Source organism: Octadecabacter antarcticus 307, from assembly GCF_000155675.2.
GTDB lineage: Bacteria > Pseudomonadota > Alphaproteobacteria > Rhodobacterales > Rhodobacteraceae > Octadecabacter > Octadecabacter antarcticus.
Genome location: NC_020911.1, coordinates 3,165,398 through 3,189,955, shown reverse-complemented (window position 1 = coordinate 3,189,955; position 24,558 = coordinate 3,165,398). Strand labels below are relative to the sequence as shown.

The 24,558-nt window shown below is 50.6% G+C and carries 20 protein-coding genes and 4 pseudogenes; 16 read left to right on the top strand and 8 right to left on the bottom strand.

Annotated features, from left to right (window positions below):
* Positions 1 to 253 precede the first annotated feature (253 nt).
* From tnpA to OAN307_RS16300, 6 genes and pseudogenes are all read left to right on the top strand, one after another.
* A complete protein-coding gene (gene tnpA, locus OAN307_RS16320; RefSeq protein WP_015500727.1) occupies positions 254 to 652 on the top strand; it encodes an IS200/IS605 family transposase in 399 nt (132 codons plus the stop codon).
* A 322-nt stretch (positions 653 to 974) separates the two neighbouring features.
* A complete protein-coding gene (locus tag OAN307_RS16315) occupies positions 975 to 2,117 on the top strand; it encodes an Acg family FMN-binding oxidoreductase (RefSeq protein WP_015500726.1) in 1,143 nt (380 codons plus the stop codon).
* Complete coding sequence (locus OAN307_RS16310) at positions 2,107 to 2,574, top strand: MarR family winged helix-turn-helix transcriptional regulator (protein WP_015500725.1); 468 nt, start codon at positions 2,107 to 2,109, stop codon at positions 2,572 to 2,574. Before OAN307_RS16315 ends, OAN307_RS16310 begins: the two co-directional genes overlap by 11 nt.
* Entirely contained in the window at positions 2,571 to 2,702 is a 132-nt protein-coding gene (locus OAN307_RS29075) for a pirin family protein (protein WP_187292482.1), read from the top strand. Before OAN307_RS16310 ends, OAN307_RS29075 begins: the two co-directional genes overlap by 4 nt.
* A 511-nt stretch (positions 2,703 to 3,213) precedes the next feature.
* A pseudogene (locus OAN307_RS26760) lies at positions 3,214 to 3,920 on the top strand (hypothetical protein); the annotation flags it as partial.
* Between the two features lie 92 nt (positions 3,921 to 4,012).
* The gene (locus OAN307_RS16300; protein WP_015500723.1) at positions 4,013 to 4,483 is read left to right on the top strand and encodes a hypothetical protein; all 471 of its coding nucleotides are present in this window, start codon (positions 4,013 to 4,015) and stop codon (positions 4,481 to 4,483) included.
* Between the two features lie 104 nt (positions 4,484 to 4,587).
* Here OAN307_RS16300 and OAN307_RS26755 read toward each other — a convergent pair.
* From OAN307_RS26755 to OAN307_RS16285, 3 genes and pseudogenes are all read right to left on the bottom strand, one after another.
* Positions 4,588 to 5,281 (bottom strand): annotated as a pseudogene (locus OAN307_RS26755) (transposase).
* A gap of 696 nt (positions 5,282 to 5,977) precedes the next feature.
* Entirely contained in the window at positions 5,978 to 6,157 is a 180-nt protein-coding gene (locus OAN307_RS29070; RefSeq protein WP_044043909.1) for a hypothetical protein, read from the bottom strand.
* Positions 6,158 to 6,468: 311 nt separating this feature from the next.
* A complete protein-coding gene (locus OAN307_RS16285) occupies positions 6,469 to 7,938 on the bottom strand; it encodes a beta strand repeat-containing protein (protein ID WP_044043908.1) in 1,470 nt (489 codons plus the stop codon).
* A gap of 592 nt (positions 7,939 to 8,530) precedes the next feature.
* On the opposite strand from OAN307_RS16285, the pseudogene OAN307_RS16275 reads away from it, so the two are divergent.
* Positions 8,531 to 9,752, top strand: a pseudogene (locus OAN307_RS16275) (IS3 family transposase).
* A 253-nt stretch (positions 9,753 to 10,005) separates the two neighbouring features.
* Here the strand turns inward: OAN307_RS16275 and OAN307_RS16270 are convergent.
* Entirely contained in the window at positions 10,006 to 11,229 is a 1,224-nt protein-coding gene (locus OAN307_RS16270; protein WP_015500718.1) for an amidase, read from the bottom strand.
* 49 nt (positions 11,230 to 11,278) lie between these two features.
* Positions 11,279 to 12,109 (bottom strand): isocitrate lyase/PEP mutase family protein, encoded by an 831-nt coding sequence (locus OAN307_RS16265; protein ID WP_044043905.1) that lies wholly within the window; start codon positions 12,107 to 12,109, stop codon positions 11,279 to 11,281.
* A 122-nt stretch (positions 12,110 to 12,231) separates the two neighbouring features.
* Here OAN307_RS16265 and OAN307_RS16260 point away from each other — a divergent pair, with 122 nt between their 5' ends.
* The 7 genes from OAN307_RS16260 (at position 12,232) to OAN307_RS16230 (ending at position 20,600) form a co-directional block, all read left to right on the top strand.
* Positions 12,232 to 12,990, top strand: coding sequence for an IclR family transcriptional regulator (locus tag OAN307_RS16260; protein WP_015500716.1), 759 nt, complete (start codon positions 12,232 to 12,234; stop codon positions 12,988 to 12,990).
* Complete coding sequence (locus OAN307_RS16255; protein ID WP_015500715.1) at positions 12,987 to 14,264, top strand: 3-isopropylmalate dehydratase large subunit; 1,278 nt, start codon at positions 12,987 to 12,989, stop codon at positions 14,262 to 14,264. The genes OAN307_RS16260 and OAN307_RS16255 overlap by 4 nt, the downstream gene beginning before the upstream one ends.
* A gap of 17 nt (positions 14,265 to 14,281) precedes the next feature.
* Positions 14,282 to 14,794, top strand: coding sequence for a 3-isopropylmalate dehydratase small subunit (locus OAN307_RS16250; RefSeq protein ID WP_245540873.1), 513 nt, complete (start codon positions 14,282 to 14,284; stop codon positions 14,792 to 14,794).
* 79 nt (positions 14,795 to 14,873) lie between these two features.
* On the top strand, positions 14,874 to 15,860 hold the full coding sequence (locus tag OAN307_RS16245; RefSeq protein ID WP_015500713.1) for a TAXI family TRAP transporter solute-binding subunit: 987 nt from the start codon (positions 14,874 to 14,876) through the stop codon (positions 15,858 to 15,860).
* A gap of 106 nt (positions 15,861 to 15,966) precedes the next feature.
* Positions 15,967 to 17,814, top strand: a complete 1,848-nt coding sequence (locus OAN307_RS16240; RefSeq protein ID WP_245540872.1) for a TRAP transporter permease — start codon at positions 15,967 to 15,969, stop codon at positions 17,812 to 17,814.
* A gap of 21 nt (positions 17,815 to 17,835) precedes the next feature.
* Positions 17,836 to 19,080: a malonyl-CoA decarboxylase gene (locus OAN307_RS16235; protein ID WP_015500711.1), complete on the top strand. Its 1,245-nt coding sequence runs from the start codon at positions 17,836 to 17,838 to the stop codon at positions 19,078 to 19,080.
* Positions 19,081 to 19,091: 11 nt separating this feature from the next.
* Positions 19,092 to 20,600 carry a malonate--CoA ligase gene (locus OAN307_RS16230; protein ID WP_015500710.1) on the top strand — a complete coding sequence of 503 codons (1,509 nt, stop codon included), beginning with the start codon at positions 19,092 to 19,094 and terminating at the stop codon, positions 20,598 to 20,600.
* Positions 20,601 to 20,697: 97 nt separating this feature from the next.
* On the opposite strand, the gene OAN307_RS16225 is transcribed toward OAN307_RS16230, so the two are convergent.
* Positions 20,698 to 21,827, bottom strand: a protein-coding gene (locus tag OAN307_RS16225; protein ID WP_085982882.1) for an IS3 family transposase whose coding sequence is annotated in 2 segments (ribosomal slippage) — positions 20,698 to 21,593 and positions 21,593 to 21,827 — 1,131 coding nt in all. Because the reading frame shifts where the segments join, the coding sequence is not laid out codon by codon here.
* A 166-nt stretch (positions 21,828 to 21,993) separates the two neighbouring features.
* On the opposite strand from OAN307_RS16225, the pseudogene OAN307_RS28225 reads away from it, so the two are divergent.
* Positions 21,994 to 22,192, top strand: a pseudogene (locus OAN307_RS28225) (hypothetical protein); the annotation flags it as partial.
* Positions 22,193 to 22,411: 219 nt separating this feature from the next.
* Entirely contained in the window at positions 22,412 to 22,999 is a 588-nt protein-coding gene (locus OAN307_RS16215; RefSeq protein WP_015500709.1) for a hypothetical protein, read from the top strand.
* 193 nt (positions 23,000 to 23,192) lie between these two features.
* Here the strand turns inward: OAN307_RS16215 and OAN307_RS27500 are convergent, their stop codons facing one another.
* Together OAN307_RS27500 and OAN307_RS26745 are read right to left on the bottom strand one after the other, a co-directional pair.
* On the bottom strand, positions 23,193 to 23,906 hold the full coding sequence (locus OAN307_RS27500) for a hypothetical protein (RefSeq protein ID WP_015500708.1): 714 nt from the start codon (positions 23,904 to 23,906) through the stop codon (positions 23,193 to 23,195).
* Positions 23,907 to 24,103: 197 nt separating this feature from the next.
* Complete coding sequence (locus OAN307_RS26745) at positions 24,104 to 24,475, bottom strand: LCCL domain-containing protein (RefSeq protein WP_015500707.1); 372 nt, start codon at positions 24,473 to 24,475, stop codon at positions 24,104 to 24,106.
* Between the last annotated feature and the right edge of the window lie 83 nt (positions 24,476 to 24,558).

Here is a 24,558-nt window from a genome sequence, read left to right as displayed (position 1 = left end):
TTGAAGGCCATAAAAATTCGAATCCACGATTTAAGTTGCTGATGGCCGCAAAAGGAAATCTGCTCGTGGCTCCACGGGCAATTTTAGCTAGACATTTATGTATGTGAACGTAAGTTTAAGTCCTGATGGGCCACAACGCAGTGCTATACATTACGCACTACAATATGAATTACATGCTGTAATATTATTAGTTTTTTCCACCTAATGGATCGAACCACCGGCTTCTAGCCGGTCAGCTTCAGGGAAGAAGATCATGCGTTATTCCTCTTCCGCGCACACGCGATTTTACCACAGATTTCACGTCGTGTGGGTCACAAAATATAGATACAAGGTTTTGCAGGGTGCGATGCGAGAGCGGATACGTGAGATTATCATGCAAACATGCGCTGAAATGGGCGTCCATATCGTGAAAGGTGTGCTGGGACGCGATCATGTGCACATGTTCCTGTCGATCCCACCAAAACTGTCCCTGTCCAACGTTATGCAACGCATAAAGGGCCGCTCGTCGCGCCGCATCCAGATGGAATTCCCTGAGTTGCGCAAGCGCTACTGGGGCAGGCGGTTTTGGGCACGCGGATATTTCTCAACCACCTCTGGAAATGTGACTGACGACGTCATCACACAGTATCTGGAATTGCATTCCTCTAAATGATGCTGCCGGCGTCAGCCGGTAGTCCTTCACTTCAGGTACTTAAAGATACTCTACCACCCACACTAACCACTTACGTGGACCACCTTTTGCAGTCTTGACAGAATATTCCGTTACAGACCTCTTAACTGTGGAACTCATGCAATCGCTCGGCCACGTATCTAGAGATGGTCTTGGCACAAGTCTGATATGTGCAGCAGTCTTGCTAGGACTCGCTCATTAACGACGTCATTTTTTACTCAAGCACCATCACCTAAAAAAGGAGTTGTATTGTTCGATATCGCATTATATATGGTGCGATATCGTATCATATGGAGAACTTGAGATGTCCCTTTCCCGCCGTAAAACCCTCGCCTTGCTTGGCGGAGGTGCCATTGTCGCTGCAACTACTACTGTTGGCTATGACATCACCCGTCTGCCCCAGACGGCAGGTCTGCCGTGGACGCAGGCCGGTCAATATGATGACCCGCGCATGCGTGCACTTTCGTGGGCGATCCTTGCGCCCAACCCCCACAACCGACAGCCATGGATGGTTGATTTATCCCAACCCGATACTGCGGTCCTATATGTAGACCCCGACCGTCTGTTACCGCATACCGATCCTTTCAACCGCCAGATTACCATTGGCCTTGGCTGTTTCCTTGAGGTTTTGCGCATGGCAGCTTTGCAGGACGGTCTAGATGTAGATTTTGATTTGTTCCCCGACGGTTCCGATCCGGATGCCTTGGATACGCGCCCCGTCGCGATCTGTCGCTTTGCGCAAAGTGTGGCGGCACCCGATCCACTTTTTGCTCATGTGCCCAACCGCCGCTCGCTCAAGGAGCCGTTTGATATAACGCGGGCTGTGCCAGACGCTGCCCTAGCCTCCATTTTCAGCGCTGCTATCCATGGAAGCGTGACCAGTACCACGAACGCACAAGTCGATGTTGACGAGATGCGTATTTTAAGCCGTGAGGCGCTGCGCATCGAGATCGAAACGCCGCGTACCTACAAAGAAAGCGTCGATCTGTTTCGGATTGGACGGTACGAGGTTGACGCCGATCCTGATGGGATCGCCTTTACTGGACCAATGTTTGAGGGTTTGTCGCGGGCCGGAATGTTCAACCGCGAGATCGCGCTCGATACCTCATCGACCGCTTATCAGCAGGGGCTGATGGCGGTTTATGCCAATACCGATACCGCGATGGGTTATGTCTGGCAGGTCACGCCAACCAACACGCGCGAAGATCAGATCCGGGCGGGCCAAGACTGGGTGCGCATCAATCTCGCCGCGACCGCACTTGGCATCGCCACCCAGCCCTTAAGCCAAGCGCTACAGGAATATCATGAAATGCAAGGTTCCTACGCTGATATTCATCGCCGTCTGGCTCCCGAGGGTGGAACTGTGCAAATGTGGGCGCGACTGGGATATGGCCCACAGACCCCGGCCAGTCCGCGATGGCCCTTGGAGGAAAAGATTGTCGGATAAGAAGGCTTCAGAGTTGCATGTGCTTTTTGCACTGTTCAACGAAATCAGCATTATCGAACAACTCAGCCGCACCCTGTTTGAGGGGCGGCTGCCTAAGGGGGTATTGGTCTCTCACTTTGCTGTGCTCAATCATCTCAGCAGGCGTAGTGAGGGGCAGACCCCGTTGGCAATTGCCCGCGCGTTTCAGGTTCCCAAAACAACGCTGAGCCACACCCTATCGCTTTTGGAAAAACGGGGTTGGATTGTGATGAACCCCAACCCGTTAGACAAACGTTCCAAGCTGGTGGATTTAACCGATGCGGGTCGCGCATTTCGCAACGATGCAATTAATTCTTTGGCGCCAGATATGGCCGCCATGTCGGTGCATTTGAAGCTGCGTGATATTGAAGCGATGTTACCACGGCTTGCCGAAATTCGCTCATATCTCGACAGCGCAAGGGACGATCCACACGGGTGATCCGCAACGAGCGGGTCAACGACGTTGCATTGAACAAAGGTGACGGGCTGGCGATTGACGGATCTGGCACGCTGACCTTTGATCAAGCACTAGACGCCAAAATCCTGTTTTTCGACCTTGCGCCTTAAATCATACCCGAGGCTGGCGGGACCAAAAGTCGCCAGTTACACGAATCAAAAGGAGCTTTGTTATGAGCTACAACTCTACGCTTGAAGTGACCCGTTAAAATGACCCTGCACTGCAGACCTTGGTGAGCGTTCAAAAAGCCTCCTTTTGGAACATGCGCCAACGACAGCTCAGCCAGACTGAGCCGTCGCTCCTCTCCATTGAATGAATGGCTGCTTTCAGCGGTTGCCCTCGGGAAACTGCCCACTTGACGGCGCAACGGATCGATTTGACTGCGATGCGAAACGTCCTCACCTAGATTTAGTCAAAACTCAGTGTCGGCTAGACCATGCAGACATTCATTTCAAAGGACACGATTTTGTCAATTCGCATTGGATCTGCTCCAGGTTAGACGCGGATAGAGTCATCGCACGATCCTGATTTCATATCGGGATGGAACAATCTGACTTTACCTAGGTTTTTGATCCCATGGTTTGATGGTGCGGTCTATTCTTTGGAATGGAAGGAAGCATTATGGGACAAATACGTCATGGCTGCGCCACGACTACGCACGCCATCAGAGCAACAATACAGCGATCGCAAGCTACGACCGCAGCTTTGAGTCGAGAACTTGGTATAAATGTCAAAACGGTCTCCAAATGGCGCAAGCGCAAAACTGTAGAAGACCGCAAGACTGGCCCCACGGACCCCAGTTCGACCGTTCTCAGCGCGGGTGAAGAGGCGATGATCGTCTCTTTTCGACGTCATACGCTCCTACCGCTGGATGATTGTCTTTATGCCTTGCAGCCAACTATCCCACATCCATTGCCCGGCAGTTGCTTGCGGAGCAAGCAATGAGAGGGGGACGCGATCTTCCCTGCATCGTTATTTGCAACGGCATGGGATATCCCGACTGCCAGATATGGAGGGCGACAAGCCGAAACGACAAAAGTTCAAACGCTATCCGATCGGATATTTTCATATCGACATTGCAGAGTTGCGCACCAACGAAGGAAAACTTTATCTCTTTGTTGCCATTCATTGCCCGGCAGTGAATCGCAAAGCGATGTCACGAGAGGGACCGAACCAGCAAGTTTGCCGTGGCACGGCTTGTAGAAAAAGCAAATCGCAAGACGGCCTGGGAGTTCCTGGAGGCTGTGCTGAAAGCGGTGCCATACAAGATCCACACAATTCTGACGGACAAGGGCATTCAATTTTGTGAGCAACCACGTAACCGGAACACACCATATTCACGGCAAAAGCAAGATCGATTGGTGCTGATACCCGGGAGGCAGACACGGCCTCAACAATCCTGACTGATCTGGACCTTTTCTTGTTTGATGGTGAAAACAACGAACTTCGTCTGGCGAATCTTGTTGAAGCAATGACTGCAATGATTTTGGGTTGTCGTGAAGATGAGGAGAGTTCCGAGGGAGGCGATGCTCTCGATTTTTTGCTGTGCTCAACGCTCAATCTTGATCATGGCATAAAGCGATCAGTTAGAGAGTTGCTGGAAGCAGCTTTTGGGAAATCTGATAGTGGTGACATTGCGGCCCCCGAAGCTGCGCTTGCTCGTCATGGCATCTTTGTGTGCGCGAAAAAGAAAGTCTTCGCGGTTCGGTCAGGGCCGAGTTCACCGGCTGCGATGCTTTTTGGCCAAACGAAATGGCGAAAGGGCGCACATGTTTCAGTTTTGCTTAAGATCAGCGGCGTTGAAAAGCCTCCGTCGGCACTTCGGTTCGGCCGAGGAAAACAGCAACGAGTATTGACTGTTCCTACGTCACTCATTTTCAATGAGGATTGAGGTCGGGTCGCCTGTGTCCCAAATCTGAAATACTGTCACACATAAGGCATTGAAAAATAAATAATATACTGGGTTCTGGCGGGTGTGACATCTAGGCTCAGGACTCATAACCAAAATATAACGGTGGCGGCGAGCATGATGGTGGAGAGGAAGACTGTTGGGCTTCTGTCGTAGCGTGTTGCGACGCGTCTCCAGTCTTTGATCCTGCCGAACATGCGCTCGATACGGTTGCGTCGTTTGTCGCGTCTCTTATCCATTGCCCGGCAGTGCATTGCAAAGCAATGTCACGAAAGGGGTATTTGATGGTTGTCTTGCGTGATTTGCGTCTAGGGATAGAGGGGCGAGTTCCCTTGTCTATAAGGCCTTCTCGGAACCATTCAGCGTCATATCCTCGATCCGCTGCCCGGCAGTCGAAACACAGTTTCGATGAGAGGGGATCGAAATTGTCTTATTGTCTGGGGCCTGCTCGGCCAGTCCCATCATGATCCGGGCGAACACATCCATGTCACTCCAGCGCTTCCAACGATTATACAAAGTCTTCGGCCGCCCATATTCGGCAGGCGCATCACACCACCGTAGACGGGCGATTACCGGGGCTCCGCCCGCTCATGCCTTGAAACGTCCACTGGACGTTTCATCGGGCCCGCGGCCCGAACCGTCATTCGCCCCGTTGCGGTTAATGAAAATAATCCCGCTCAGAACGCGGCGATCGTCTCAGTGTGCACGGCCTCGGCTCTTCGGAAAGTAAGGCCGAAGCCGATCCATCTGCACTTCACTCAGCCAATAAAGATTGCTCATTCTAACCCCCACGATTTGGGACTTTGAATCACGCAGTAATATTAGCATCAAGTAGTTTAATGGGTCCTGAGCCTAAGCCAATAACCATAAACCATTTCTACAATCCAACCATCTAATATCTTTCTCTAGTCTACTGTAACACTGATATAAGTATATAAATAACAAAGAGTTAGCTGGGACAAATAGCTGTCCCAGCGACATCACTCCCAATCAGTTTACGTTCCATCGAGACACCATTCTGGAACATTCAACTACTGGGACCTCACGGCGTCGGTATTTGGGGGGGTGGGGGGGGCTGATCGCTTCAAACTAAGCTTCCGTAGACCCACTATCACCCCCACGCGCAGATTTTATTTCCCAGTGAGAGGGAGTATTTGGTGGATGATGACCGTTCCACCTTCGTTAAAAAGGAGATTGAGTGATTTTGATGATTAAAGGTTTTAATCTGTTTAAATTCAATAGCTTATGTGTAAGCTTTTAGAGCATTTCTCGCAGTGATGGCTTTTGGCCAAAGTTCAAATCGTTTTTCCCGAAACGTGCACCTATGGGCGGAAAAAGCTGTTGTTCAAAAGAAATTCGTAAGGCGGCTACGAGCCTATTCTGTTGAAAAACTCCAATTTTGACCGAAATTCGAAAATAGTCCTCCGCACAGCGCAACTATGATACTTCGGCGAGGGGTTCGGCAAAAAAGAGGGCTCAAAACGCTGTTGCGTCTCTTTGGAGCCATTCGGGGCAATCTTCTTTGAGTATTCGCAAGGGCGTGCTTTTGGCGGGAATTTTCGAAATCCTATTTTTCGAGTTTTTCAACAGAATAGGCCCATTGCTGCCCTTGATCAGTTTTTTCCTGCCGCGTTGCAGCGTGCGCAGTCCAGACATTCAAACATCGCAAAGAATTGTCAGTTAACAAAAAACCGCCAAACTGAATGGTGTCGTCTCACAAGCATAGCTCACTGATGTGCTCGGCCGCATCGCCAGTCATAAGATCAAATGGCCCAACGAGTTTGGGTCCTAGAGTTGCACGGCGTAAGCTGTCCTGCAGGCCCATTTGATGCATTCAAGGTTGGGCTTTGTTGGATGGTTATTCAAGCCTGTCTACGCACTTTTCTTGCCATAGCCGCCTAAAGCAGACAAATATTAAGTCGTCAGCCCCGTGCTACAACTGGCACAGGGACTAAATAGGGGTGGGATCAGAAGATAAAATTAGTCGCATCCAGATCGGCTATCAACACGCCGGTTAGGGTGATTGTGTCTGCACCATCAAAGATCACTGCATCACCTGATGCGTTGGCTGTAAGGTGGTTCGCAGTCAAATCGGAATAGTCTGTGATGCCGGTCACGTTGCTCAGAATGATATCTTCGTCGCCATCAAGCGCATCAAAGTCAATGATACTATCATTCCCATATCCATCCTCGAAGATGAAGTCATCCGACCCCGCACCGCCAGTCATGATGTCGTCACCGCCACCGGCATTGATGATGTCATCGCCGCCGCCCGTCGTGATCGTATCGACACCGTTACCGCCCGTGACCACGTCGCTCCCATCCCCAGTTGTAATTGTATTGGCTCCGTCGCCAGCGTTGATCGTATTGCTACTGCCTGCTAATCCGCCCGTCGTGATGGTGTCGGCACCAGAGCCCGTGGTAATAGTGTTTGAGCCTGACGTCGCAGTGATTGTATTCGCGCCGTCGCCAGCTTCGATCGTGTTGACGCCGGATGTGACGGTGATTGTATCAGCACCAGAGCCCGTGGTAACGGTGTTTGAGCCTGACGTCGCAGTGATTGTATTCGCGCCGTCGCCAGCATGGATTGTGTTGTCGCCGGATGTAACGGTGATTGTATCAGCACCAGAGCCCGTGGTAACGGTGTTTGAGCCTGACGTCGCAGTGATTGTATTCGCGCCGTCGCCAGCATGGATTGTGTTGTCGCCGGATGTAACGGTGATCGTATCAGCACCACTACCCGAGGTGATCATGTTGCCGCCTGATGCGATATGGATTCTATCAAACGCATCAAAATCACCGATACCGTCAATTTCGAGTCCCTCGTCGAAGACGAAGTCGAACAACATTGGACCATCAGTCATGATGTGGTCACCGCCGGCTAATCCGCTCGTCGTGATGGTGGTGGCACCAGAGCCCGTGGTAACGGTGTTTGAGCCTGACGTCGCAGTGATTGTATTCGCGCCGTCGCCAGCATGGATTGTGTTGTCTCCAGATGTCACGGTGATCGTATCGGCGCCGGTACCAGAAGTAATCGTGTTGTCGCCCTCCGTAGCAGTAATTGTATTCGCGCCATCGCCAGCCTCGATCGTGTTGTTGCCTGATGTGAAGGTAATCGTATCAGCACCGGAACCGGCAATGATCAGGTTGTTGCCTGACGTGCCCGTGATCGTATTGGCCCCTTCGCCCGCGTTAACTGTAGTGCTTAAGGACGTGAAGGTAATGGTATCAGCGGCAGCAGTTCCATCGATTGTGTCGTCGCCACCCACCGTAGGTAAAACGTCAACGCTGCGGGAATAGACGTCCCAACCGCCGCCATCCTGAGCGTAGGACATCGATGTGATCACCCATCCGTCATCGCTCAGCGCGGTGTTCTGTGGGCTTTGTTGGTTGCTTGGTGTGTGCGTGTTGATTTGGGTCTCTATGCTAATATTCATAATAAGGGGCATCTTTTCCGGTTAGATTAAAATAATGTCCAACAACACAATGCCAAACGCCGCAGTCTCAAGTTGTTTTCATTTCAAGTGCTGTTAAGTAACAAGCTGCGCTAGGAACAGATCGCCCATGGATGAAAAAACCCTCAATATCCTCTGGCAATATCAAAGTTAGATATTATTTTATGGGTATAAATTGACAATTTAGTGTCCAAAAATGGGTTTTTTTGTGCAAGCATTGATCGAGGTAAAATAGAAGTTTTTTTAATATAAAGGCGTATTCTAAGTATCTTTTAGGGCAGTAAAGAAAAAAGAATATTTAAATAGACCGCTGTTTAATTTGCGGAAAAAGCTAGGGTGTTTTGATCGAAATATTGGAAAAATTTTGGGTATAAGACGTCGACAGCCATAGCTGCAATGCCCATATCGGGCCACGTAGTTTGAACAGAGGTAATGTATCAGTGAGACACACCTCACGACGGTTGTTACGAAACGCAACCAGACCCAGTTTAGACAGTATGCTTAGGTAATCCCCCCCAAATTGTTGGCATTCAAAACTCAAATTTTCTCAGCAAGATATCTGAGGAGATTTTTGATGAAGATAGCGCGATTTAGCGACGCACAGGTCATGGGCATTTTGAAGCAGGCGGAGGGCGGTACGCCGGTCTCTGATCTGTGCCGAGAGCATGGGATGAGCAGCGCCAGTTTTTACAAGTGGCGTGCCAAGTTCGGCGGCATGGATGCGTCCTTGATCACCGAGATGAAGGACATGGCCGAGCAAAACCGCCGTCTCAAGAGGATGTATGCTGAGATGAGTATGTCCGAGACGTTCTTCTGAAGGAGGCGCTCGGAAAAAAGCGATAAGGCCGTCTCGCCGACGATACCCTCTCGGTGAATGTGCCATTCACTGCCGTTCAGTGGATGGCCATAAATGCAGTCATGCAGCGGGGCACCAGTATCGCACTTGCCTGCCGTACCTTCCAAATCAGCGAGACCTGCTATCGGTACAGCCCGATCTTGAGTGATGAGAATGAGGAGAGAGCAGATTGGCTGGAACGCCTGACCAAGAACAAGCGCACGTGGGGCTTTGGGTTGTGTTTTTTATATTTACGCAACGTGCAGGGCTACGGCTGGAACCACAAACGCGTGTATCCCACTGGCCGTCAGGCGGATCTACTGCGAACTGGAGCTGAACCTGCGGATCAAGCCTAAAAATCGCCTCAAACGTGACAAACCCGAGCCGTTGGCGGTGCCTGATGCACCAAACGAGACCTGGTCTATCGCTGCCCGGCAGTTGATTGCTGTGCAATCAATGAGAGGGGATTTCATGGCGGATCAGCTTGCAGACGGCAGATCGATCCGAACTCTTAACGTCTTGGATGACTTCAATCGTGAAGGCTTGTGCATTGACGTGGACGTCTCGCTGCCCGCAGAACGCGTCGTCCGGAGCCTGAACCAGATCATCGAGTGGTGCGGCAAACCCCAAACCATACGTGTCCCTTCTCATTGATTGCTTTGCAATCAACTGTCAGGCAACGGACAGCGGCCCAGAATACATCAATGGGACCATGATGACATGGGCCGAGAAACACGGCGTTCGGCTTGAACATATCCAACCAGGCAAGCCTCAGCAGAACGCCTATATCCAGCGCTACAATCGAGCCATTCGCGGCGAATGGCTGAGCCAATACATCTTTGAAACCATCGAGGAGGCACAAGAACAAGCAACTGAATGGCTCTGGACTTACAACAATGAGAGACCCAACATGGGCATCGGCGGCATCACACCCACAATGAAACTGAAAACAGCCGCGTGAATTCTACGGCCGAGCCCCATTAAAAATGGGGGGATTACCGTGCCACTACCGCAGCGGGTGCAAAGCGGAAGGCCTGCCCAATCAACGTAATGCCGAGCGCGCCAAACAAAGCCAGATCTGTGATACGCACCGGTGACCAGGCGAATGATTTCTGAGGATGTCTTGAAGTGGCAAAACGGGCTGTGTTTTGTCACCCTCAAATGCTACGAAAGCGCCCTGTCCATCTCAAACAGGTTTCTTCTGAAAGTGCCACTTAACAATATCCTATCGCTGCTTCCAACCATAAGGCTACGGCAGCGGCACGCTCATCTTCCTGCGGGGCACAACAAACTTGGACTCCGAGAGGCATGCCCGTCGGCCCTGTGCCCGTAGGTAGATGAAAGGCTGGCCCGCCCACCAGAGTCCAAACCTTGTTAAAGTGCGGGTTACCAGTGCTTATTGTAGAGCATGGCGCTTCACCAACCGCGCTCAAGGTCAAAATTGCATCAAAACTAGACATTTCCACGAGTAGTTTTGCGCTCTCTTGGATAGAGATCTGTCGAGCTTTAAGATAAGTTTCACCATCAATTTTTGCGCCCTTGGACAAGAAGTCATGAAGAGAAGTGCTTAACAGGTTGGGATGTGCGGTAAACTCATATCCCAAGGAACGCGCTCCTTCGTGGGCCATAATAGTTGTATGGGCTTGCAGTAGAGCGCTCCACCCTGATCCGCCCACAAATTCAGTTACGACAGCACCCGCACGTGCAGCTGCATTCGCTACGCGCTCCAGTTCTGCCAATGCGGCGTCGTCTGCCTGATCCGCATCGGGCGTGCGCCAAAGTGCAAGTTTGGGAACTCTAATGCGCTCTGGCGTAATAAGTCCAGGCCGGTCTGCCATGACGCCCACAAACCTTGATACAGTCGCGACATCACGAGAAAATCCTCCAATCGTATCTAATGTTTCCCCAAAAACAGATAAACCGCTGCGACTGATTGATGCAAAACTTGGCTTAAAGCCGACGACGCCACAAAAAGCGGCTGGGCGAATTATAGATCCAGCCGTTTGTGTCCCGGTCGCCATGGTAACGAAATGCGCCGCAACCGATGCGGCCGACCCGCTAGACGAGCCGCCGGGCGTTCGGTCAAAATTGTGGGGATTGCGTGTTGGACCAGGCGTCATGTACGCGAATTCCGTTGTGACTGACTTGCCTACGATAAGGCCGCCTGCCGCTCGGATTGACGCAACCGCCGCAGAGTCGCGCTGTGCTTGGTGTTCTCCGTAGATGGCTGAGCCGCATCGTGTCGGCATGCCTGCTACGTCGAAGAGATCCTTAATCGCGATGACATCTCCTGACAATGGCCCTTTTGTACCTGTATTCTGAAGGCGTTTTGCTTCGGCATATACTGTGTCATGATCAATATGCACGAACGCTCTTATCCGATCTTCATCGGCTGCAATGCGTTCCAGTGTGGCTTTGGCGAGCTCTATCACAGACATGAAAAATACCGTTTCCTTTTGAGTGTCGCAATATCATTGCGTCACATATTTAGTCTTGGTCAAACAAGCCGTCGCGTTCTGCATTTGTGAACATCTGATTGGCAACAGACACGGTTGAGTTTGTTTTCAAAATGGCCTCCATCGTCGCTTGTATTGCCCAACCTGCACCGCGTTGGAGGTCGCCAGGATAAAGCGCAATACGGACGGCGTTCTCCGCGAGCGCATCAAGATTGATAGCACCACCACTCGATGCATTGCCTTGATTGAAAACGAGCGGAACGCTGGGAAGAGCGGCCGCGATGACTCGCACCTCTGAAATGTTAGTGATACCTTCGACAAAGGCCATATCGGCACCGGCTTTAACGTAAAGGTCCATACGGTGCAGCGCCGCATCTAGTCCCTCGACGGAAACTGCGTCAGTGCGCGCCGCAATCAGCATATCGTCACCGACCTTATTTTTCATAGCGTTGATTTTATCGGCCATTTCTTGCGCGGGGATGATTGTCACGCCGCTCATGTGTCCACAACGCTTAGGGAAGGTCTGGTCCTCAACATGCAGCCCAGCGACACCAGCGGCATGGTAGCATCGGGCGGTCCGTGCTGCGTTCGTCGTATTGCCGAAGCCTGTATCGGCATCCGCGAAAACCGGCGCATCACAAGCAGCGATGATCTCGTCTATGCGTCCCAGCATTTCAGTCATGGTCACCAGACCCGTATCTGAATAACCGATCGCACGCGAAATTGCTCCTCCGCTGGCGTGAAGTATTTGCGCTCCAGTACGCTCAGCTAGACGCGCTGAAAAGCCGTCAAATACGCCGGGTGCCGGAAAGCAAACAGCGCCGGACATCAGGCGACGAAATAGCTTTGTATTACTGAACATATCCAACCTTGTCGAAAGCTGTGAAAAAATTTCTTGACAATAAGTATCTAAGCATACTCTAAATGTCAACATACCGAATACCATTCACATATGTGAATCATTAAGAGGCGAAGCGCAATACGATGGTAAAATCAGCCAGTCGAGCGATCGACATTCTGGAAACACTGGCAGCTGATCCGCAAGGACTGTCCCATGCCAACCTCGCGGATCGGCTCGCAATTCCGCGCAGTAGTTTAACGGGCTTACTGGACGTTTTGGTCGCACGTAACTTCGTGGAGTGGGATCCGGCGACCCGGCATTATTTCGTTGGATTTGCTGCGCTTCGGCTTGGCCAATCTTATCTAGGAAGGCTTGATCTCGTTCAGTGCGCTAGGCCCTTATTGGCTCAGCTATCTGAGGAAATTGGAGAGGCTTGTGCTCTGACGGTCCGCCGCAAGAATATGATCTTGGTGGTCGCCAAGATAGACGATCCCAATCCCTACAGGCCATCGCTGTCACTGCAGCTTGGCCACTCCGGCCCACTTTACGCTTCGGCTAGTGGCAAAGCGATGCTTGCGACAGAAGGTGGGTCAGCAATTGCAGCTTACCTTACTGCGCTCGATACAATGCCAACGGACCCTGAGCGCAAGTTGGACGCTCAAGCGCTCAGGCAAGATCTCGAGACAGTTATGGACACAGGCTTTGGATGGAGCCGTGGCGAAATGTTCGAAAATATCGTCGCTGTTGGCGTCGCGATCCGGGGAAGTTCCGAGGAGGTTATCGCAGGCATCTCGGTATCACTGCCTCAAGAGCGCAATACGCCAGAACTTTTGATGAAAATAAAATTGGCACTCAAAATCTGTGCACAATCCTTGTCGGTTAAAATGGGAGCCGAGGTATGAGTGAAAGAGGTTTTACGATTGTTGAAAAAATTCTTTCACGCGTGTGCAAACAGAATCTTTATGCAGGTGCCTTAGTATTTCCCGAGGCCGAACTGGTGACAATGCATGATTGGTACGCCGCCAATGCTGGAGCGGCCCTGGAGGCGTTTGGTGTTGAGCGATTGTTTGATCCCAGTCGTGTGTTGATTTCGACCGACCACGAGCCCTTGGCGGTATCACCTGGTGCTGCAATCCGTCAGCAGCGGGTCCGTAATTTTGCTAAACGATATGATGTGGGACACTTTCACGATGTAGGCCGCAGCGGTTTGGGACATGTGTTTCCCGTAGAGACCGGCCTTGTAAGGCCTGGAATGTTTATTGCGGGCTATGATACTCATGTGACAAATTTTGGTGCAGTCGGGGCTTATGGAGTCGCGGTCCTGACCGAGGTGACAGAGCTTCTGGCACTGGGATCAGTTTGGCAAACTGTTCCAGAGACGGTCCGCATTGAGCTAACCGGCCGAATGCAGCAAGGCGTGTCAATTCGCGATGTGGCGCAAAGGCTCCTTGTCACTTTGGACCCCGAACTCGTGGATGATGCGGTTATCGAATTTGGTGGTGCAGGCACGGCAGGTCTGGGGATAGATGCTCGGTATACGCTCTGCAACACACCGACTGAGATTGGAGCAAGATCATCCATTGTAGAGCCTGACAAAATTGTAACGGACTATCTTGCGGGACGCTGCTCAGAGCCGGTGGAATTGCTGAAAGCGGATACCGATGCACGCTACCGTGCGGTGGTTAAAGTGGACCTAAGCACCTGCGAACCCCAAGTCTCTCTGCCACCGCGACCAGAGAACGTAGCTGATGTGTCTACAGTAGCCGGACGCGAGATTGATCACGCATATATTGGCTCATGTGCATCTGGTATGTTGACTGATCTGCGGGTTGCCGCTGAATTGCTACGAGGAAGGCAGGTAAACCCACGCGTTCGTCTATTCGTCACACCCGTGTCTCAGGAAGTTGCAAGCGCTGCGGCTCAAGAGGGACTGATGGAGGTTTTCATCAAAGCGGGCGCCATTATCACACAGGCGGGGTGCGGTGTTTGCGCTGGTGGGCGCATCGGTCCAGTAGCACCTGGGGAGGTCTCGATTGGGACTGGTACACGAAATGATCCAGGTCGTCTTGGGGCACATGATGCCACTCTATATCTGGCAAGTCCGGCAACCGTGGCAGCCTCCGCTATCACAGGTAAAATTACAGATGCACGTTTTCTTTCGGGGACGGTGCTATGATCAAAATAGCAATGCAGATGGAAGGTCGCGCGTTCATCCTTGGGAATGACATTGCCAATGATGGGCATCTGATGGCGCTGGAGTTCGCTTTGTCGCGGGAGAGTGATCCGGAGGTCTTGCGCCATCAAATTTTCAAAGGTCTGGATGAAGCGCTTGCCGGTCAATTAACTCCGGGCGACCTGATCGTGACTGGACGTCGGTTCGCCCAAGGCAATCCACACATTCAAGGATTCATTGGCCTGCAAGGTGCAAGAATCGGGCTCCTGACTGAAAGTATACCTAGTGCAAGCTACCGCTTGGCGATCAACGCCGGGGTTCCCTTGCTGCCGAGTTGTCCCGGGTTGCGCGCGCAAACCACACAGGGTGACATTCTGCGAGTAGATTTCGAAACAGGCTCGGTCATAAACGTGACGAGTGGCGAAGAGTTAAACTTCGCTCCGATACCAGTACATGCTCGCGCCATAATTATGGCGGGAGGCTGGCCACCAATGTTCGAGGCAAGGCTGGCTGCAGCAAAAACAGTCCCGTGAACGTGAACCACTTTAGACAATAATATTAAAGAAACGAAACGAAACGAAACGAAACCGTCAACTAAAGGATAATAACACTATGATTACGAAACATCTGAAATTTCTTTCGGTAATCGCACTCACTACAGTGGCGTTACCGCTTTCGGCACAAGACTGGACGCCGGGTGATAATGTCTCGTTGCGCATGGCAGCATCGCAGCCTGTGCATGCAATCTACCCAATCTCAGTGGGGTTCAAGGAAATAATTGAGCGAGAGATTCCTGGCATTTCCATTGCGCTCACCGCGACACAAGGCGGATTAGAGAATGCACGGCTACTGTCCGTTGGCGAAGTTGAATTGGCCAACGGAAATTCTCTTGCTGCATATTCACTGCGCTATGGCGAATTTGCGGCCGATGGCGAGGATCCACAAGAACAACTTGTTGCACTTTTTCCTAGTTATACTTGGGAAATTGGCACGATGGTCCCTGCGGATAGTGACGTAGAGACATTTCGTGATCTTGTCGGTAAGCGGATCGCTATCGGACCAATTGGATCAGGTGCCGAAGCGACCGCCTCACAGACGCTCACAGCAATGGGCTTAACGGATGACGACTTTGAAAATGTGCAGCGCAGCGCCGTTGATCAAATGTTTGGCGCTCTCTCTTCTGGCATGGCCGATGCAGTCATCTGGGGCACCGCGCACCCAACTGGCCGGATATCAGAGCAAGCGGCAACACGCGGTCTACGTTTCGTGCCTTTTGCGGAGGCAGACATGGAAATGGTCACAAAAGCTTATCCCTACTTCCACGCGGGTTACTTGCGAGATGATCTCTATGAAGGGCAAGAGGGCAATGCGCTCTGGACCGGTGGAGCAACTCATTTTTGGGCAACCACCTCGTTGCCTGATGATCTCGCGTACGCGATGGTCAAGGCTGTCTGGGAAAACAAAGAAGAGCTGGTTATCCGCCACGTCTCCCAAGAATTCCTCGATGAGGAACTTGTACGGATGCAAGCAGTATTGATGGATTTCCATCCCGGAGCCCAACGTTACTTCGTCGAAATTGGTATTCTTGAAGGTCTATGAGGTAAATCATGACTCACACTTGCCCTCCCTCTTTAGTACATCACCAAGTAGGTGCAGAATGATTGCTCGGCGTCTTGGGGGCGTTGATGGGCTTGTGTTCCAGATTATGTCCGGCGGTTTCATCGCCGGGCAACTCTACTTTCTTTATATTGAGCCAATCAGCCCATATCTTCATGCATTGATGTTTGCATGCGCAGTGATGTCTATGGCGTTCATCGGATTTGGTCTCTCTAATCCCAAAGGGACTGGAGAACGTGATCGCGTAGTGCTAATAGATTGGGCGCTGGCAGGCCTTTCAATTATACCATTTTTGTATGCTTATTTTTACGTCGACTTCGTACAATTTTTACGACGGGGAAGTGTGCCTTCTCAAGAAGACATTGCTGTCGGAATCTTGTTTCTGACGCTGTTACTTGAAGCAGGGCGACGGGTGATCGGTCCGATCCTGCCTGGGATTGCTCTCACCGCGTTGCTAATCTGCGTATCTGCTAATTATCTTCCGCCTGAGTGGCACATCGTTCCACAATTGTCGGTCCGCCGTGTTGTTGGTTCGATGTTCCAAACTGAGCTCGGTGTATTTTCGCAGCCGGTACAGGTCGCGATGCGCTGGATTTTTGTCTTTTTGTTGTTTGGCCAGTGCCTTCTATTGGCGGGCGGCCGTGAGTTTTTTATGAGAGTGTCCATGGCGGCCGCAGGCGGCTTGCGCGGTGGCCCTGCCTATATGGCTGTGATCGCATCAGCATTGTTTGGATCGCTTTCTGGCTCAAACATGGCCAACGTTATGGTGACTGGACAGTTTACTATACCATGGATTATTCGGGCTGGCTTTTCGCGTCGTCAGGCCGGAGCAATTGAGTCTGTTTCCTCAACAGCGGGCGCCCTGACGCCGCCAATAATGGGCGCGGGCGCATTGATCATGGCAGAATATACAGGGGTGCCCTATCTCACAATTGTAGCCGCCGCGATAATTCCCGCTCTCTTATATTATCTTACTGTTGGTACATATCTCTTTGCTCTCACTCGCCGTCTTGGCATCGAGGTGACAGAAACACCTGAAACGGAAAGTGTTGGCAGTCTTGTGTTGCAGTATTGGCCGGTGCTTGTGGGGCTTGGCTGGTTGGTTTGGCGGATTATGACGCTTTACCCCTTAGAGCGTGGCGTGTTGGAGGCTTGTGCCCTTCTGTGCATCGGTGGCATGGTGTCGAACCGTTCCGCTTATAATGTGCCAAACCTACGGGAGCTCACCAACGGGCTCACGCGTCAGACTATCGATATCGGAATTGCTTGTGCTGTTTCGGGTATCTTGGTCGGCACGATCCTTATCACTGGATGGGGCATCACAATTGCTGGGGTTATACTGCAGCTTGGCAGCGCGTCTACTTTAATTGCTCTCTTTGCTACTATGGTTGTGACGATTGTGCTTGGGATGGGAACGCCTGGCGTGGCAGCGTATATTATTACGGCGGCCGTTGTCGCTGCGCCTTTGAGCCAGCTGGGCCTTCCTCTAATCGCAGTACATATGTTTATATTCTATTTTTCCAACTTTGCTGGAATTACACCTCCTGTTGCGCTGACCGCCTTTGGCGCTGCTGGCATAGCTAAATCTGATCCCTTTAAAACAGGATTTCTTGCAATGTTAATGGCGCTACCAACCTATTTTCTGGCTTATGCTTTCGTTCTGCGCCCAGAACTTCTTTTGCTAGGAGAACCAATGGAAATCGTTGTGGCATCGGTCCCAACTGCGCTAGGTGTTACTTTCTTTTCGTTGGGTACAGCTGGGGCAATCAAGCAGCCGCTCAGCGGAATTGAGCGCGCTGTCTTGGTCCTGAGCGGTGTTCTCTTGATTGAGCCAGCCATTTTAACAGACGTGGTTGGTATTGCTGGTGGTATTGGAATTTATTACCTCCACAATCGGCGTCTCGGGAAGTATAATCAACGCAACTTGGTTGGCTGAATATGTATTGAGAGGCACAATATGAGTCTACTGGCTGATCTTTTATCTACAATTTTTGACCGTTCAACAAAGGCTACGCCTAACACAAAATTGGACAACCGACCAATTGCAAAGCTGATTTTGGACTTAATTGGTAGTCGTGGCGAAGTGCGGGGTATGACTTTAGCGCGTCAAATTCTTGACCGCTACACCGCTATGAGTAAAGCCAAGAAAAGAGATTTTTTTAAGTACCTAGCAACGGGTCTAGATATTGACCCTGTTGATGTTCGCGCGGCACTTGAGGCTTACGAAGCTGATCCTTCGAGGATCAACTACCGTAGTTTTATGGAAGTAGCGGAACCTGCAAGGCAGGAATTGGTTCGACGGCTCAATCAGGTGCCAAGGGCGACAGGCAGCCTTGTGGCAATGCGTCAAGATTTATTAGAGTTGGCGCGTACGGATGCCTCTTTGTCCGCACTTGATCTTGATTTTCGACATCTCTTCTCATCTTGGTTTAACCGGGGATTCCTTGTTTTGCGCCCAATTAATTGGGAAAGCCCTGCGCATGTCCTTGAAAAGATTATCGAATATGAGGCAGTACACACCATCGATAGCTGGAGTGCGTTGCGTAGGCGTATGCAACCGCCTGACAGGCGCTGTTTTGCTTTCTTCCATCCCGCAATGCCGGATGAGCCGCTGATATTTGTTGAAGTCGCATTAACCAAGGGTATCCCTAGATCAATCCAAAAAATACTCGCTGAGGAGCGCGACGTGCTTGAAGAAGAAAACGCTGATACCGCTGTTTTCTACTCGATCTCTAATTGCCAAGCTGGTTTAGCTGGCATCTCGTTTGGTAATCTGTTGATTAAACAAGTAGTGGATGATCTTTCTAGTCAGTTACTGAGTCTTAAGACATTTGTGACACTGTCGCCAATTCCTGGTTTCACACAATGGCTCAAGGTTGAAAATTTAGAAGACGTTGCAACGGACGAACGGCTGCCATCACTTGCCGCAGCCTATCTAATTAAAGCAAAGAGACTGGACGGCTCTCCACTTGATCCTGTCGCACGATTCCACCTTGGAAATGGAGCGTTAGTTCATGCTGTGCATGCTGATGCCAATACATCCATTAAAGGCCAAGCTCAGTCACGAGGTGTTATGGTAAACTACCTTTATGATCTTTCAACTAATGCCCAAAATCATGAACACTTTGCTGGGTCGTTTGTAATAGCGGCATCATCTGACATCAAAGCACTGGCTCAAGCTGCTGAAAAACTTGATACTTAAGGAGCCCTGTTATGGCCAATCTCCTCTATGATACGCTGTTCGGCCGACATTCTGGAAAGTCGACACCATTTTTGCGCTTGGCTAATGGCGACGTAATAAGTCACGCTGAAGTTCTTGCTCGCAGCTCTTGTTTTGCAAATTTGTTCATCGCAATGGGCCTAAAGCCTGGTGATCGTGTCGCAGTCCAGATTGACAAATCTCCTGATGCAGTTTCACTTTACGCTGCCTGTGTGCAGGCTGGATTAATATTCTTACCACTTAATACTGCCTACACGTCGGATGAAGTTATCTATTTTGTTGAAAATAGCGGCGCTGCTTTATTTGTGTGTCAAGAGATACGAAGTAGGGAAATGAAAGTCGTTGCTAAATCGACTGGTGCTCGACTGGAAACGTTGAATTCTGAAGGTGGTGGCAGCTTGGCTGTATTGGCGGACGACCAATCCGACTCCTTCACCACAGTTTCTCGCGACGGCGACGATCTTGCTGCGTTACTCTATACGTCGGGCACGACTGGCCGCTCTAAGGGGGCAATGTTGACGCAATCTAATTTGCTGTCAAACGCCCAAACACTTTCAGAGTTTTGGCGTTTTACTGCTGATGACGTTCTTTTGCATGCGCTACCAATCTTCCATACCCATGGGTTGTTTGTCGCACTCAACATCACACTTTTGGCAGGTGGGTCGTTAATCTTTATGCCGAAATTCGACACCGATTTTATGATCAAACATATGTGCCGTGCGACGACGATGATGGGCGTCCCTACATTTTATACTCGTCTGTTGGATGATCCGCGTTTTTCCATGCAGGTCGCACAACACATGCGCTTGTTCATATCTGGCAGTGCACCATTACTGGCCGAGACCCATGTGGCTTTTGAGCAGCGCACGGGTCACCGCATACTGGAACGCTATGGTATGACAGAAACCAATATGAACACGTCGAACCCTTTTGAAGGTGAGCGGCGGGCAGGAACAGTGGGCTTTCCTTTGCCGGGAGTTATGCTTAAAATTACCGACACTGCGACAGGGAAAACCTTGCCCAACGGTGACATTGGCCAGATCGAAGTAAGTGGGCCAAATGTGTTCAAGGGCTATTGGCAAATGCCAGAAAAGACTGCGGAGGAGTTACGCGAAAACGGCTTCTTTATTACTGGTGATTTAGGTCAGATTGATGAAGATGGATATCTCAAAATCGTTGGTCGCGATAAGGACCTCATCATCGCAGGCGGGTACAATATTTACCCCAAAGAGATCGAAATGTTGATTAATGATCAGCAAGATGTCCTGGAGAGCGCCGTAATTGGGATCCCACATTCTGATCTCGGTGAATCTATAATCGCCCTGATCGTAGCCAAAAAGGGTAGTATGCCGGATCTCGACCAGATTTCCCGCAATATTGCGCAATCCCTTGCCAAGTTTAAACAACCCAGCAAATTAATAATGGTCGCACAGCTGCCGCGTAATACTATGGGAAAAGTGCAAAAAAACGTTTTACGAGAGACCTACGGCGCGGACTTTTAAGTGTTGGTTGTTACGGTTTTTTTGCACCAAAGACGACCACCCTGCGTGGTATGTTTGTTTGGACTTGTCACGCTTACGTTCCGGTCTCTGAACTCTTTTATGCGGCCTTTCGTTCAAATGCCAAGGGGCTTTTACCACCTAGCGACGAGTGCCTGCGCCTTGGATTGTAAAATCCGTTGATATACTGGAATATAGCACCTTCTGCCTGACGGCGTGTATCCCATCGGTTACGCCAGATCAGCTCAGCCTTGATGGATTTAAAGAACGTCTCAACCATAGAGTTATCATAACAATTTCCCTTGCCGCTCATCGAGATCTTGAAGCCGTGCTTGGACAGGCGCTTCTGATACTCATTTGAGCAATATTGCGAACCACGATCCGTATGGTGAATGCAATCCTCCGGTGGTTGGCGCAAAGCAACGGCCATATCTAACGCCCGGATTGCCAGATCCTTCTTCATGCGGTTACTGACAGCCCAGCCGATGACGCGGCGAGAATACAGGTCAAGGATGACGGCAAGATACAGCCAGCCCTCACTTGTCCAGATGTAGCTGATGTCGCCAGCCCATTTCTGATTGGGGCCAGTCGCTGAGAAATCTTGATCCAACAGATTTGGTGCGATGTTGAACGTGTGGTTGCTGTCCGTTGTCGCCTTGTACTTCTGGGTTCTGATGATCTTGATGCCATTCTCGCCCATCAGACGTCCGACCCTACGATGGCCCACCTTCAATCCCAATTCTTGCAGTTCCTCGGTCATCCGAGGCCGCCCATAGCTTTGCAGGCTTAAGCGATGCTGTTCACGGATATGAGCTAGGATCACCATATCATCTCGTTGTCGCTGGCTCATCGGGCGAACCCGCCACGCGCGGAAACCACGTGATGTGACCCGCATAACGCGGCACAGAAACTCAACTGGCCATTCTTCTTTCCAGACGTCGATGAAAGCAAACCTCACCGGCTTTGGCCTGCAAAGAAGATCGCCGCCTTTTTTAACACTTCCCTCTCCTCGCGCAGCAGACGGACTTCCTTGCGAAGCCGCGTGTTCTCCTTCTCAACGTCTTGATGCGGTCCTGACATCAGGTCATCGTGTTGATGCTGTTGAACCCATTTGTTCAGCGTCGAAAGCCCAACCCCTAAATCTGATGAAAGTTGAGGCCGCGTTAACCCACTCGTCGTCGCCATGCGCACCGCATCACGCCGAAACTCATCTGTGTATCTCTTTGCCATTCTCTATCTCCTTCATAGCAAACATTGCTCGAAAGAGACGGGAACTAAACCGTGACAAGACCAAACCGCTACACTGCTCTAGGCATACCTGTCACAGAGCCAGTAGAATAAGTCCGTCTGGGGAAAGGGGAAGCACACCCCTCATTGGATTTGTGCAACAAAGCCTCTGCGCAACGTGCAGGGCTACTGCTGGAACCACAAACGCGTTTATCCCACTGGCCTGACGGTGATTGTATGCAATCACCGTCAGGCGGATCTACTGCTAACTGGAGCTGAACCTGCGGATCAAGCCTAAAAAGCGCCTGAAGCGGGACAAACCTGAACCGCTGGCCGTGCCTGATGCGCCAAACAATACTTGGTCTATCGCTGCCCGGCAGTTGATTGCTTTGCAATCAATGAGAGGGGACTTCATGGCGGATCATTTCGCTGCGCGATGCGCGGAGGTCCGCTGTGCGGACAAAACTGCAGTTCCTCATTTTAGAGTAGGGTACTCTGCACTAGTAATGCTTTTCTTTTAAGCGTACGCAATAGACGGAGAGCTTGGGGTTACCTGCTGTAAATTCAAACCGAATTAAGGACTTATTATGCTTCGAACCAGCCTTGTTTTGACACTTCTTTTGTCTACAAACCTAATATTTGTTGGAGAAGCATCTGCACAGGGTCAAATATCCAGCAATTATGATCAGTTTAAGTTTGAGGATTGCCCCCTTGTGAGAACCGGCGATCGGTGGGCCTTATCAAGATGCGAGATGGAGAATGGACCGGACTTCTTGGTTGAGAGGACTGAACATGCTTCATATTTCACGCCTGAAACAGAACATTATTTGACTGAAAACGATAATGAAAACCCCAACTATAAGTGGGCAGTAAGCGGCCATTTTGGTGATCTGTTTGCCAACGATGAAGACGTGATAACTATTGAGTGGCGGGTTGAGGCAGTGGATGGGGTTTGGACACCGTTCGCTGCTATTTTCCGGACAATTTATGGACCGGATGAATATAAGGGACAACGCTTGGACATCATGAAATTTGGGTCAGACCATGCCTGCCCGATAGCAATAGTCAATTACAGCGGGCCAGAATCTAACGTTAGGGCCCGTGAAATTGCGGATGCCGCGTGGGGAACTAATCCATGTAGGCAAATTGATCCGGGATATATTCCACGCGAATAATTCAGGCTGTACCACAGCATCCATGACATTACCTGACGTTTTTTTTGCAATCAGCCTCCAATCTGGAATGTTAAAAGTGGGCTCAAATCACGCTCAGTATTGCAGCTAAGAAACCGAGGCTTGACCAGAATGATGGTTAGCGTTTGCGTGTCTGACGTCAGCGTCTGGAGAGAACGGACCGACGGTCCTGGCCCTAGTAAGCGCAAATTTCAAAATCTGCCCCTGTCCAACAGGCGCTGTCGGTTGTTGACCGCTGTGCCGGGCCCCATCGAGAATTTATGCCATCCCTAGTCAGGCCTCTGACTTCGGCAATACCTTGTTCTAAAATGGTGACACTGATGCTGCTTATTACGTCACTTAACCCAGGGATTTCATCAGTTACGACATAGAAAGACCCGTCTTCGCTTGCTTCAAACAGGCATGGCCCGCTGAGCACTTCACGGCCTTCAGTAATTTTACATTCTGCTCTTATTTCAGTCTGTGTTGATTGCGTTTGCGACGTACCGCTGCGTGCACCGACCAGGTCCATTGTTAGCGGTGCGTTGCAATATCCCCAAACTCCCGTCCAGGTGTCACCGTCATTGTCGAATGATAAATTTACCCGGCCCCACGCGTTTGTGCCAATGTTGGGAAATTGCAGGTTGTCGGCACAAGGTTCCGATGACTCTGCTTCGGCCCAATACCCCTGAAAGTTGGCATCCCGATTGGGACTGGAAAAATACAGAAACGCTGTTCCATTTTCATATGACGCAAAGCAAAGATCTGAACTGATACAGCTGAACTCCATCGCACCCCAACTGGTTTGGGCGAAGGTCCCGTTTGGCAATGTCTGGGCTGAAGCCCCTGTTACATAAAAGAAAAAGAGTGCCTGAACAGAGCTTCGGCATAGTTTTTTATAAAATTTCATTAGAAATAATTACCCTAAATTGAGCCAATAAGCTGGCCTAAACCTGTCTCAATCTTGAAAGACAAGCAAGCTTATAGACTCGCCGTGCCAAGGTAACGCCGCAATAGTTCATCGAGCCTGCTGATTTTATTGTCAGCGATGAGCCAAATGTTTCACATTAAAATAATGACTTACCGCAGCGTTTTTGGAGCGATTTTTTAGTTTCTGTTAAAGATAATACTAGAAGTAAAGGTTCCCCAACCTTGCGATGTCCAACCATTTGATGTGCTGCCCCAATAGCTTTCTAGTCCCTGCACCCGCAAAACTTTGATCACTCCGCCATGCTCGCCAACAATACCTGCGTGCCGCGCTGCACTGCACAGATCACTATCCGCCGTATAAGGCCCATTCCCCCAGAATGGCGCAGTCGATCCTTGATCTGGGGCGCAACTGCACTGATGATAACTCACCCCTTGCGGCATTGTTAGGGCACATTGCGTATTGGATTGTGCGTTAACTTGTTCTGCCGACACGCCTAAAAATATTGCGATTGAAATGATAAGCCATCCAGCTGCAAACAGTGATTTCATTATTTTTCCCTTCGTATAAACACTCAAATGTCAGTGCACGAACGCAACTATATACCGGAACTGCCTAATATTCCAGCTACTGG

Bases quoted from the DNA above. Each gene is read 5' to 3' on its own strand.
- tnpA (WP_015500727.1), top strand. From the start codon at position 254: ATGCGTTATTCCTCTTCCGCGCACACGCGATTTTACCACAGATTTCAC.
- OAN307_RS16315 (WP_015500726.1), top strand. From the start codon at position 975: ATGTCCCTTTCCCGCCGTAAAACCCTCGCCTTGCTTGGCGGAGGTGCC.
- OAN307_RS29070 (WP_044043909.1), bottom strand. From the start codon at position 6,157: ATGTCTGGACTGCGCACGCTGCAACGCGGCAGGAAAAAACTGATCAAG.
- OAN307_RS16285 (WP_044043908.1), bottom strand. From the start codon at position 7,938: ATGAATATTAGCATAGAGACCCAAATCAACACGCACACACCAAGCAAC.
- OAN307_RS16270 (WP_015500718.1), bottom strand. From the start codon at position 11,229: ATGTCTGTGATAGAGCTCGCCAAAGCCACACTGGAACGCATTGCAGCC.
- OAN307_RS16265 (WP_044043905.1), bottom strand. From the start codon at position 12,109: ATGTTCAGTAATACAAAGCTATTTCGTCGCCTGATGTCCGGCGCTGTT.
- OAN307_RS16260 (WP_015500716.1), top strand. From the start codon at position 12,232: ATGGTAAAATCAGCCAGTCGAGCGATCGACATTCTGGAAACACTGGCA.
- OAN307_RS16255 (WP_015500715.1), top strand. From the start codon at position 12,987: ATGAGTGAAAGAGGTTTTACGATTGTTGAAAAAATTCTTTCACGCGTG.
- OAN307_RS16250 (WP_245540873.1), top strand. From the start codon at position 14,282: ATGGAAGGTCGCGCGTTCATCCTTGGGAATGACATTGCCAATGATGGG.
- OAN307_RS16245 (WP_015500713.1), top strand. From the start codon at position 14,874: ATGATTACGAAACATCTGAAATTTCTTTCGGTAATCGCACTCACTACA.
- OAN307_RS16240 (WP_245540872.1), top strand. From the start codon at position 15,967: ATGTCCGGCGGTTTCATCGCCGGGCAACTCTACTTTCTTTATATTGAG.
- OAN307_RS16235 (WP_015500711.1), top strand. From the start codon at position 17,836: ATGAGTCTACTGGCTGATCTTTTATCTACAATTTTTGACCGTTCAACA.
- OAN307_RS16230 (WP_015500710.1), top strand. From the start codon at position 19,092: ATGGCCAATCTCCTCTATGATACGCTGTTCGGCCGACATTCTGGAAAG.
- OAN307_RS16215 (WP_015500709.1), top strand. From the start codon at position 22,412: ATGCTTCGAACCAGCCTTGTTTTGACACTTCTTTTGTCTACAAACCTA.
- OAN307_RS27500 (WP_015500708.1), bottom strand. From the start codon at position 23,906: ATGAAATTTTATAAAAAACTATGCCGAAGCTCTGTTCAGGCACTCTTT.
- OAN307_RS26745 (WP_015500707.1), bottom strand. From the start codon at position 24,475: ATGAAATCACTGTTTGCAGCTGGATGGCTTATCATTTCAATCGCAATA.